This window comes from Bartonella birtlesii IBS 325, from assembly GCF_000273375.1.
In the GTDB taxonomy this organism is placed as follows: Bacteria; Pseudomonadota; Alphaproteobacteria; order Rhizobiales; family Rhizobiaceae; genus Bartonella; species Bartonella birtlesii.
Genome location: NZ_CM001557.1, coordinates 733,536 through 745,361, shown reverse-complemented (window position 1 = coordinate 745,361; position 11,826 = coordinate 733,536). Strand labels below are relative to the sequence as shown.

The 11,826-nt window shown below is 38.3% G+C and carries 9 protein-coding genes; 6 read left to right on the top strand and 3 right to left on the bottom strand.

Annotation, left to right across the window (positions count from 1 at the left end; all coding sequences use genetic code 11):
- Positions 1-357 precede the first annotated feature (357 nt).
- Positions 358-1,986 (bottom strand): MFS transporter, encoded by a 1,629-nt coding sequence (locus QWU_RS03645; RefSeq protein WP_006589007.1) that lies wholly within the window; start codon positions 1,984-1,986, stop codon positions 358-360.
- A 322-nt stretch (positions 1,987-2,308) separates the two neighbouring features.
- On the opposite strand from QWU_RS03645, the gene rpsO reads away from it, so the two are divergent.
- The 3 genes from rpsO (at position 2,309) to QWU_RS03630 (ending at position 6,102) form a co-directional block, all read left to right on the top strand.
- Positions 2,309-2,578, top strand: coding sequence for a 30S ribosomal protein S15 (gene rpsO, locus QWU_RS03640; protein WP_006589006.1), 270 nt, complete (start codon positions 2,309-2,311; stop codon positions 2,576-2,578).
- A 256-nt stretch (positions 2,579-2,834) separates the two neighbouring features.
- On the top strand, positions 2,835-5,036 hold the full coding sequence (pnp, locus tag QWU_RS03635; RefSeq protein WP_006589005.1) for a polyribonucleotide nucleotidyltransferase: 2,202 nt from the start codon (positions 2,835-2,837) through the stop codon (positions 5,034-5,036).
- A 67-nt stretch (positions 5,037-5,103) separates the two neighbouring features.
- A complete protein-coding gene (locus tag QWU_RS03630) occupies positions 5,104-6,102 on the top strand; it encodes a class I SAM-dependent methyltransferase (protein ID WP_017196217.1) in 999 nt (332 codons plus the stop codon).
- A gap of 19 nt (positions 6,103-6,121) precedes the next feature.
- On the opposite strand, the gene hslU is transcribed toward QWU_RS03630, so the two are convergent.
- Positions 6,122-7,432, bottom strand: a complete 1,311-nt coding sequence (hslU, locus tag QWU_RS03625; protein ID WP_006589003.1) for an ATP-dependent protease ATPase subunit HslU — start codon at positions 7,430-7,432, stop codon at positions 6,122-6,124.
- Positions 7,433-8,014, bottom strand: a complete 582-nt coding sequence (hslV, locus tag QWU_RS03620) for an ATP-dependent protease subunit HslV (protein WP_006589002.1) — start codon at positions 8,012-8,014, stop codon at positions 7,433-7,435. It abuts the gene before it with no gap.
- A 222-nt stretch (positions 8,015-8,236) separates the two neighbouring features.
- On the opposite strand from hslV, the gene QWU_RS03615 reads away from it, so the two are divergent.
- From QWU_RS03615 to QWU_RS03605, 3 genes are all read left to right on the top strand, one after another.
- Positions 8,237-9,226 carry an asparaginase gene (locus QWU_RS03615; RefSeq protein ID WP_017196216.1) on the top strand — a complete coding sequence of 330 codons (990 nt, stop codon included), beginning with the start codon at positions 8,237-8,239 and terminating at the stop codon, positions 9,224-9,226.
- Positions 9,227-9,383: 157 nt separating this feature from the next.
- Positions 9,384-10,328, top strand: coding sequence for a type I pantothenate kinase (gene coaA, locus QWU_RS03610; protein WP_240532146.1), 945 nt, complete (start codon positions 9,384-9,386; stop codon positions 10,326-10,328).
- Positions 10,329-10,341: 13 nt separating this feature from the next.
- Positions 10,342-11,715, top strand: a complete 1,374-nt coding sequence (locus QWU_RS03605) for a leucyl aminopeptidase family protein (protein ID WP_006588999.1) — start codon at positions 10,342-10,344, stop codon at positions 11,713-11,715.
- Positions 11,716-11,826 lie beyond the last annotated feature (111 nt).

Sequence of the window (11,826 nt, the reverse complement as noted above, 5' to 3'; positions counted from 1 at the left end):
ATCTAAAGCGGTGATGTGTTCGTAAATCCAAACTTAGCTTGCACAATAAAGTGCAAACATTTGTCTTTGTCATTTTAAACCGTTTTCTTTAATTATTACTAGATATACGTACATATGCTGTAGTGTTAAGAAGATTCTGTAAGATAGAAAATTTAGGCTTTAATTTAAAAAAATCGCAATAATGATGGCCTTAGACTATTCATTCAGTAAAATCTTGTCCTTAATTACCAGCTGTATAAAACACTCATTGAGCATCTTAAAATTTCTGCTATCCTGTTTATTCTAATAAATTTATCCATAAAATAGTATTACACATATCTAATAATTTGCAAGACAACTGTTTGAGCCCTCTTACCATCAAGGCAATTGATCAGCAGAAGGCTTTAAATGCATTTCGCTGGCATGTGGTATCGTTTGTCGCTCAATCATACGGTGTACTCTTATACCATTTGGCATACGATTTAAGTGTCGCAGAAGTTTATTTACCTCTGCATCTGCTTTTGTACGACGATGATTATGGCGTAAATAATCAACCCATGTTGGCATATGATATGCTTCTGTCCAATATTGGGGTCTTTCAAGATCGCGTAAGAGAACCCATTGACGAGCACCATCACGTAAACGAATATGACGACGACGTGTCATAACTTTGAGAAATTCTTCAAGATCATTTTCATGAATTTGATAATCGATCATAATCATGATCGGACCACTCCTCGCTTTTAGGTCAAGTAAAAGTTCTGGTTCTCTGAAATGATCAAGCGGATCCAAATCTATCTGAGGAATTTCTTGAATTCTAAATTTTATCCCTGCCAAAGCTCCAAAAACTAAGAAGAGAGAACACGTACTTAAAGCAATAGTTGGAGAATAACCATCAGCCAAAGCTCCCCAAATTGCACTCCCAACAGCCATTCCTCCATATGATGCTGTTTGATAAAGAGCTAAAGCGCGTGCCACAACCCAACGCGGTGTAGAAAGTTGTACAGATGTGTTAAACAGCGATAATGCTAAAACCCAACATAATCCTGCAGGAAATAAGGCAATATGGCTTATAATCAGTGAGCGGCTCATTGCTAAACAAAAGCAAGAAACAGCAAAACCAATAAATGCACTGGCAATAATTGTCTCCAAACGAAAATAACTTCGTACAGATGAATTAATAATACCTGCTATCATGGCTCCAAAACCAAAACAACCGAGTAATGTACCGTAAAGAAGTGCGTTTCCCTCAAGGATTTTATGCACAAAAATTGGTAAAAGCGCCAAAACTGAAATTGCCCCAACACCAAAAAGGAACGCTCTTATCATAATACTGAGAAGATTAGGTGACATCGCAACATAACGTAAACCATCTGAGACAGCTCCTAGAAGTCTTTCTCGCGGCAAAATGTTGTTTTCATAGTTCGGTTTCCAGAAAAACAAAGCACCAATTAAAGGAATGTAACTTATAGCATTGAATAAAAAAGCTGCGGCTACGCCTAAAGTAGCAATAATGGCACCTCCAATAGCGGGACCTACACTACGCATCAAATTAAAGCCAACACTGTTTAAACTCACAGCAGCAGGAATATTTTCTCTGCTAACGATATCTCCTATTGTTGCCTGCCAAGAAGGATTATAAAAGGCTGTTCCACAACCAATCAAAAATGTGAAGCATAATAACAATGAAGGTGTTAGAAAACCCATATAGGATAAAATAGCCAAACTCATGGATATAACCATCATCATAATCTGCGCGTACAACATAATTTGGCGACGATTATAATTGTCAGCTAATGCTCCTGCCATCAGAGAAAACATAACAAGTGGTAATGTTGTAGCACTTTGAACAAGCCCAACCATGGAATGCGAAGAACTAATCAACGCCATCAACCACCCTGCTCCAACAGCCTGTATAAGGCCTCCTAAATTAGAGATCAGAGTGGACGACCATAAATTTCGAAATACCGAATTACGAAAAAGTTTGAATGTTGAAGTGCTCTGCATCTTTTGCCTCCAAATCGGTATTTATCGCTTTTGTTATCATACATACACTCTGTAAAGCAGTAATCTTTGTATCAAAAGAATGCATAATCCTTTAAAAACTTTTTATCTTTTCCAGTTAAAAAACATTATTTCAAAATAAAATCATCTATTGAAAGAAGGTTTTCAAGGTGCTTTTAAGGACTAGCATTTTAACCTCCTTTCCTATATAAATGTCAAGACAGGTGAGAGTCTTCAACTCTTCTTGTTTCCTCGTAGACCCTTGCTGGACGACATCTCGGCTTTGGGTGGCTTTTGGTGCTTTATTTTTTGAAAGGATAATATGATGTCGATTACAGCTGAACGTAAACAAGCTCTTATCGCAGAATACGCAAATAAAGTTGGTGATACGGGATCACCAGAAGTACAGGTTGCTGTACTTTCTGAACGTATTTCTAATTTAACGAACCATTTTAAATCACACAAAAAAGATAACCATTCTCGTCGTGGTCTTTTAAAGATGGTTTCTCAACGCCGTCGCCTTCTTGATTACCTTAAAGGAGTTGACCAAAATCGCTATCAAACACTTATCAAAAAATTAGGTTTGCGTCGCTAGAAAAAATAAGTGGGTGGTATTTTTACGAAATCTACCCATTTTTAAACTTGCTGTTTTTAGTTAAAAACTGATGAGTAACCGTCATGAGGCAGGATTGCGAGTTGCTTTGCATTTAAATTGCGATTTATTTCTCTCTTCTCGCGAAAAAACAGAAGTATGAAGTATCTTGTCATCCTGCCCATGGTTTTAAAATCTGTTACGCAATATCAGAATGTAAGCACTAAAAGATGTGAACACTGGTTATTAAGGATAAAAAATGTTCAAAACGCACAAGATAGAAATTGAATGGGCTGGTCGGCCACTCACTATTGAAACAGGGAAAATAGCGCGTCAAGCTGATGGTGCAGTCATCGCTACCTACGGAGAAACTATTGTCTTAGCAACTGTTGTATCGGCAAAAAATCCAAAACCGGACCAGGATTTTTTTCCGCTTACAGTTAATTATCAAGAAAAGTTCTATGCTGTTGGTAGAATACCAGGTGGTTATTTAAAACGTGAAAGCCGGCCAACTGAAAATGAAACTTTGATTTCACGTTTGATTGATCGTCCAATTCGTCCCCTTTTTGCTGACGGTTATAAAAATGATACACAAGTCATTGTTTCCGTTATACAGCATGATCTTGAAAATAATCCTGATATCCTTGCAATGATTGCTTCTTCTGCAGCATTGACCTTATCAGGGGTTCCTTTCATGGGACCTATTGCTGGTGCTCGTGTTGGTTATTGTAACGGACAATATGTTCTCAATCCTCATATCGACGAGATGTCTGAATCAAAACTTGATCTTGTTGTTGCCGGAACAGAAAGTGCTGTATTGATGGTTGAATCAGAAGCACAGGAATTACCGGAAGATATCATGTTGGGTGCCGTTATGTTTGGACACAAAGGTTTGCAGCCTGTTCTTGATGCCATCATAAAACTTGCCGAAGTTGCGGCAAAAGATCCACGTGATTTCGTTCCTGAGGATCTCTCTGATCTCGAAAAGGCTATGCTGGAAATAGCTGAACAGGGTATTCGAAAAGCTTATACAATTACTGATAAACAAGAGCGTTACGCTGCGATTGATGCTCTTAAAACAGAAGTTATCAATAAATTTACACCAGAAACAGGGGGAAGTAGTGAATTTAGTGCTGAGCAAATTGCAACTGTTTTTAAACAATTGCAAGCGAAAGTTGTTCGCGGTAATATCCTTGATACAGGAAAACGTATTGATGGACGTGACCTTTCAACAGTACGTCCTATCCAATCGGAGGTTGGTCTTTTACCTCGAACACATGGATCTGCACTCTTTACCCGTGGAGAAACACAAGCAATGGTTGTTGCAACACTGGGAACTGGTGAAGATGAACAATATGTTGATTCCTTAACAGGTATGTATAAAGAAACATTCCTCCTTCATTACAACTTTCCACCATTTTCAGTGGGTGAAACAGGACGTCTTGGCTCTCCTGGACGCCGTGAAATTGGACATGGAAAATTGGCATGGCGTGCACTTCATCCCATGTTGCCAACTAAAGAATCCTTTCCTTATACCATTCGTGCTGTCTCAGAGATTACTGAATCCAATGGATCATCTTCCATGGCGACAGTTTGTGGTACTTCACTTGCACTTATGGATGCTGGTGTACCTCTGGCACGCCCCATCGCGGGTATCGCTATGGGTTTGATTAAAGAAGGTGAACGCTTTGCTGTTCTGTCTGATATTTTAGGAGATGAAGATCATCTTGGAGATATGGATTTTAAAGTGGCAGGAACAGAAAATGGCATTACCGCCTTGCAAATGGATATCAAAATTGATGGTATTACTGAAGAAATTATGAAAATCGCACTTGAACAAGCCAGGGAGGGCCGAATCCATATCTTGAACGAAATGGCTAAAGCTTTAACCAGTGCACGTGCTGAACTTAGCGAATTTTCTCCACGTATCGAAGTTATGAATATTGCTGTTGATAAAATTCGTGATGTTATCGGCTCTGGCGGTAAAGTTATTCGAGAAATCGTTGAACAAACTGGAGCAAAAATCAATATTGAAGATGATGGAACAATTAAAATTGCTTCTGCCGATGCTAAAACCATTGAAGCAGCAAAGCGCTGGATCCATTCTATTGTTGATGAGCCTGAAATTGGTGCTATCTACCAAGGAACAGTTGTCAAAACTGCCGAATTTGGCGCATTTGTAAATTTCTTTGGTTCACGTGATGGGCTCGTTCATATCTCTCAACTTGCATCAGAACGCGTTACAAAAACAACAGATATTGTTAAAGAAGGTGACAAAGTTTGGGTGAAATTAATGGGCTTTGATGAACGTGGTAAAGTTCGGTTATCAATGAAAATTATCAATCAACAAACCGGTGAAGAAATTACAGGTGATAGGCCAATAAAAGAAGAACAAGACAAATGCGTGAATGAAAAGAATAAATCCGAAAACAAGCGCCGTCGTAAGAAAAAAGAAGAGTAGTCTTTCTCTTTGTTATAAAGTGCTATTTTCATACGAGAATGGCATTTTATCTTTGAAAGAATTATATGTGTTACTGTTTTTACCTTTTGAAAGCTACAACCTTCCTTTTCCCAATTCAAGCCAGTCATGGTTAAGTTTTGGTTTGACTGAAATTCCTGCTCTAGAATGGAAGCAAAACTTAAAAATCATAACGCCTTGGCGGTCAGATTTTTTAAAATTTGTCAATGCCCAATTTCACTGTGCACCTCAAATAGATAAAAATTTTACCTATGATGGTGCACTTTTACATTTGAGTAAATATCGTGGTTTTAACCAAAATTGTTTCCTTGATTTATTAGAATGTGTAAAGCCTGGTGGATGGATTGTTATTGGTGGCAATAAAACTGTCGGTGCTGCTTCAATGATGAAATGGATCAAAACATTTATTCCTATTACCGACAAATTATCCAAAAATCACGGATTGGTATTCTGGCTTCAAGTTCCACAACAAATAGACAGACAGAAAATTGCACAGTTGCGCTCACCACCACTCGCTTTTGAAAATAAATTTCAGACTACTTCTGGCATGTTTTCGCATGGTCGTATTGATCCTGGATCTGCTGCGCTTGCTCAGTATATGCGCGAAATTATTTCTGGAAAAACTGCCGATTTTGGTGCTGGATGGGGTTTTCTTTCTTATGCTGCTCTTGAAAGAAGTGAAAAACTAACAACTCTTGACCTCTATGAAGCCGATTATAATGCTTTGAGAGCAGCCAAACAGCATCTTGAAGCTGTAATAGCTTCTTGTCCGATTCATTTTTATTGGCATGATCTCGTGCATGAACCGATCACAGACCTCTATGATACAATCATTTCAAATCCGCCATTTCACACACAACAAACGACAGATATCTCACTAGGACAGAATTTTATTATAAATGCTGCAAAATACCTAAATCTAGGTGGCAATTTGCTTCTTGTTGCGAACCGCCATCTGCCTTATGAAACATTATTAAAAGGCATTTTTCATACAGTCTTAATACATGAAAAAGCTCATGGTTTCAAAATTATCCAAGCACGCAGATAAACAAAAACAAGTAGCATCCTTAAAGAATGAAGCGTGAAAGGTCAATATCAGCAGCAAGATCGCCTATTGATTTTCTGACATAAGCAGCGTCGACTTTAAACGATGTACCAGCTTTATCAGGTGCTGTAAAAGAAATTTCATCCAAAACACGCTCCATCACCGTTTGCAAACGACGTGCCCCTATGTTTTCAATCCTTGCATTTAAATCCACAGCAATATCTGCCAAAGCATCAATTGCATCATCGGTGATTTCTAAATGAACCTCCTCTGTTGCCATTAAGGCAATATATTGCTTAATGAGACTAGCCTCAGGTTCGGTGAGGATACGTCGTAAATCTTCCCTTGTAAGAGCATTAAGCTCCACACGGATAGGTAAACGTCCTTGAAGTTCTGGCAACAAATCAGATGGTTTGGAAACATGAAATGCGCCTGATGCAATAAAAAGAATATGATCCGTTTTGATTTGCCCATATTTTGTAGCAATTGTTGTTCCTTCAACCAAAGGTAAAAGATCTCGTTGAACGCCCTCACGTGAAACAGCAGCCCCAGCCCCACCATCCCTGGTTGCAATTTTATCAATCTCATCGATAAAAACAATTCCATCGTTTTCAGTAACACGGAGTGCTTCTTGAATAATTTGATCTTGATCAAGGAGCTTTTCAGATTCATCATCAATGAGAGGCTTAAAAGCATCCTTTACTGTCGTTTTGCGGACCTTTGTACGACTTCCCATTTTACCAAAAATATCTGACAAATTCATAATGCCCATTTGCGCACCAGGCATACCAGGAATTTCAAAGGTCGAAGCACTATTACTATTATTATCGGCTACTTCAATTTCAATCTCTTTTTCATCTAACTCACCTTCGCGCAATTTTTTGCGAAAACTGTCACGGGTAGCAGGGCTTGCCGTCTTGCCAACAAGAGCATCTAATACACGCTCTTCAGCATTCATGTGAGCCTTTACTTTTACTTCATCCCGTTTTTTTTCACGCACAAGAGAAATGGCAATCTCAACAAGGTCTCGAATAATTTGCTCAACATCGCGTCCCACATAACCAACTTCAGTAAATTTAGTCGCTTCTACTTTAACAAAAGGAGCTCCAGCAAGTTTTGCTAATCGACGCGCTATACCTGTTTTACCAACACCTGTTGGGCCTATCATCAAAATATTTTTTGGCATAACTTCTTCACGCATTGGCCCATCAAGCTGTTGCCTACGCCACCGATTACGCAGTGCAATAGCGACAGAACGCTTAGCATCATTTTGGCCAATAATAAAACGGTCAAGTTCAGAAACAGTCTCACGAGGGGAAAATACAACACACATTCAAATAGCTTTCTCTAAAGAAGATAATTCTGCATCCAATGTTTCAATCGTAAAATGATCATTGGTATAAACACAAATTCTAGCGGCAATATTCATAGCTTTACGGGCAATCGTTTCTGCATCTAAATCTACATCCATGAGTGCTCGCGCAGCTGAAAGAGCAAAATTACCTCCAGAACCAATTGCCATAACTCCATCTTCTGGTTCTAAGACGTCACCAAGGCCCGTTAAAGCTAAAGTTACTTTTTTATCAGCTACAAGCATCATTGCTTCAAGACGACGCAAATAGCGATCTGTTCGCCAATCTTTTGCAAGCTCTACACAAGCACGCATAAGTTGATCAGGATATTGCTCAAGCTTCGTTTCTAATCTTTCTAACAAAGTAAAAGCATCTGCTGTAGCACCTGCAAAACCAGCAATAACTGTTCCCCCCTTCCCAAGGCGACGAACTTTGCGTGCATTGCCTTTCATAACCGTCTGCCCCAGTGAAACCTGACCATCACCGGCTATTACGACTTTGCCACCTTTTCGTACAGTAATAATAGTGGTACCATACATTATATCTGGCTTATGTTTTGCCATAAGAAGACTCCTTGAATATTGACTTCTTTTCTTAATATTGATTTCTTTCCACTAAATGTAAAATCTAATCATTATTGTCCCTATTTAAGAACATATATTGCAAAACACAATGATTTAGCACAATTCAATTTATTAAAATAAAAAAATTGAGTGCATTGTTATCGATGCAAATTGTTGTTAAATAGCTTTTTAAAACAATTTGCATCTTCTAAGGGAAAAATGATGAAAAAAATAGCAATAGGAACATTGGGAGGGACAATTGCAATGGTTGCTGACGATTTTGGTCAAATGCAACCCACATTGACTTCAGAGGTCCTTATCAAAAGTGTTCCTGACTTAAATAACGTTGCTCATATTCATGCACAAACGCTCACGCAATTGCCCAGCGGCTCTTTATCTTTTAAAATTCTTTTTGAAATAATAGAATGGGCAACACAACAAATAAAGGCTGGTGCAGAAGGTATTGTTTTAACCCAAGGAACTGATACACTGGAAGAAACAGCTTTTTTTCTTTCCCTTTATTGGAATAAAGCGGAACCGCTCATTATAACTGGTGCTATGCGTATACCCAGTGAAGCAGGTGCTGATGGACCAGCTAATGTTTTAGCAGCAACTCGCGTCGCTGCTCATCCACAAAGTAGAGACAGAGGTGTTTTGGTTGTAATTAATGATACCATTCACTCACCTTATTGGGTCCAGAAAAGCCATACTGTCAAAATTGAGACATTTCAGTCAGGTCTGGCAGGTGTTTTAGGCACTATTTCGGAAGGGAAACTGATTTATTTTAATGATCGACATTTTTTCCCGACAACATTTGACCTTCCCCAAAATTATGACCAAAAAGTTGCGCTCTTATACTCCTCTTTGTCCTCTGATACACAGTTAATAAAATTTTGCCTTGAAAGTGGGTATTATGCTGGGCTTGTCATTGCCGGTTTTGGATCAGGACACTGCAGTTTTGAAGAAGCAGACATCGTGCGACAATATACACAAAAAATGCCAATCATTATCGCTAGTCGGACCTATACTGGCTCAACAACCCGCTCAACTTATGGCTATAAAGGCTCAGAAGTCGATATGATTGCTTCTGGCGCCCTCATGTCTGGTTATTTATCAGCAGTAAAGGCGCGTTTACTTTTATGGGCTTTTTTGGCACAAGGACGCTCATTGGCACAAATCAAGAATCAATGGAATGACTGGACTATAAGTTAATGAAGGATTATTTATTATCTCAAAGAATGAGGACATGCAAAACAGTCCGCATATCTATTTCTTAAGCAATTGCTTCGGTAAAAAAGATCTTTATTGCATACAAATGATTGATATGATTCTCTCACAAATTGATCAAAAAGATAACTTAGTCAAATCTATTTCTGATCGATACTCACCCTATCGCGTTTTTACTGCACAAGAATGGTCAGAGTTTCGTGCGGATACACCACTTACTTTGACTTTCGATGAAATTAAACGTCTACGCTCAATCGATGATCCAATTGATCTTGAAGAAGTGCAACGTATTTATCTTTCCTTATCACGTTTGTTATCATGTCATGTTGAGGCAGTACAGGAACTTTTTCATAAGCGTCAAGAATTTTTACATCAAGAAGGGACTAGGAAAACTCCTTTTATCATTGGGATTGCTGGCTCTGTTGCGGTAGGAAAATCAACTACCGCTCGTATTTTGCAAGAACTTTTGAAACGTTGGACATCTAGCCTGAAAGTTGATTTAATTACAACAGACGGTTTTCTCTACCCCAACGCTGTTTTACAGAAAAAAAATCGTATGAATCGTAAAGGTTTTCCAGATTCTTATGATATCAAAAAATTGCTGAATTTTCTTTCTGCTATAAAAGCTGGTATTGGCAATGTCAGCGCTCCACTTTATTCACATATGAGCTATGATGTTCTGGAAAATCAAACCATTACTATTGACCATCCTGATATCTTAATTATTGAAGGTATTAATGTCCTGCAAGTCAGTGACCTTCCTAAAGACGGCAAAATTATTCCTTTTGTTTCAGATTTTTTTGATTTCTCAATTTATGTAGATGCTGAAACAAAAGTTATTCGACACTGGTATTTAGAACGTTTTAAACGTTTGCGTAAAACAGCTTTTCAAAATCCTGAATCTTATTTTCATCGTTATGCACTCCTGCCTGAAGAAGAATCCTTAAAAATTGCTGAAAATATCTGGCAAACAATTAATTTAAAAAATTTGCAAGAAAATATATTGCCAACACGACCACGGTCTAATCTCATTCTACGCAAAGGGAAAAACCATTTGGTTGAATATGTCGCTCTTCGACGACTATGAGGATTTCATAAATATGCCTTTACATCACATTTGTTTTAGCCAAAAACCTGCCGATAATAGCTGTCCTATATTCTTGGTAAATCCAAAAAGTCTTGCCAATTTATCGCTTGATCGAGCAACAAAAGTATGGATGAGAGTTCATGATTTCACTGGCAAAGCAGGGCAGATACTCTTTATTCCTGATGAAACAGGGCATTTAAAAAAAGTTTTCTTTGGACTTGGCAATGGAGACGAACCTTTTATCACAGGACTTCTTGCTAAAAACCTTCCTGCTGGACATTGGCATTTAAAAGGAACAGCCTCCAATGAAATTAATAGCTATCTTGGATTGGCATTTGGAAGTTATCAATTTAACCGCTATCGTCAAAACTCTTCCTCAAAATCGTTATCAATTTATGTCAATGATACGGTTGATCTTGATGAGCTTCAACGAATTTATAAAACTGTCTTTTTTGTCCGTGATCTTATCAATATTCCAGCCAATGATATGAATCCTGATATCCTCGAGAAAAAAACACGCCAACTGGGAAAAACCTACGATGCTCATGTTCAAAGCATTTGTGGAGATGATCTCTTAACACATAATTTTCCGATGATTCATGCCGTAGGGCGCGCCAGCAGCACTGCACCACGACTGATTGAATTACATTGGGGGCAAGAAAATCACCCCAAAATAACGTTGGTTGGCAAAGGGGTAACCTTCGATACTGGAGGTCTTGATATTAAATCAGCCAATAACATGTTGCTTATGAAAAAAGATATGGGAGGAGGAGCCCATGTTCTAGGGTTGGCTAAACTTATTATGGACGCAAAATTACCCTTTCGTCTACGGGTTTTGATTCCAGCCGTTGAAAATGCAATTTCTGCCAATGCTTACAGACCAGGTGATATTCTTAAAAGTCGTAAAGGTTTAAGTGTTGAAGTTGGTAATACAGATGCTGAAGGACGACTTGTCCTGGCCGATGCACTTGCTTATGGCGATGAAGAGAGACCACAATTTATGCTTTGCATGGCAACTTTAACAGGGGCAGCGCGTATAGCATTGGGACCAGATCTGCCGGCATTTTATTGTAATGATGCAATATGGGCACAACAAATTTCCCAATCTGCTTACTCTGTTTGTGATCCTCTTTGGCAAATGCCACTTTGGAAACCCTATCAAGAAATGTTATCATCACCAATCGCTGATTTGAATAATATAACGGGAAATAATTTTGCTGGTTCTATAGTTGCTGCATTATTTCTTAACTCTTTTGTTGAAAAAACTAAACATTTTGCGCATTTTGATCTTTATGGGTGGATTCCAAAAGAAAAACCAGACTCTCCTGTTGGTGGATCTGCTCAAACTATTCGTGCTCTTTATAATCTTCTTAAAAATCAAAATTAGACATAAAATTTTCACAAAGATGGACAATTTTGAAGCTTTAAAGAAATTGTCTTATCATTTTTAAATTATGTTCTGTGTTTTATTTAAATGATGAGAAATTTGCCTATACGG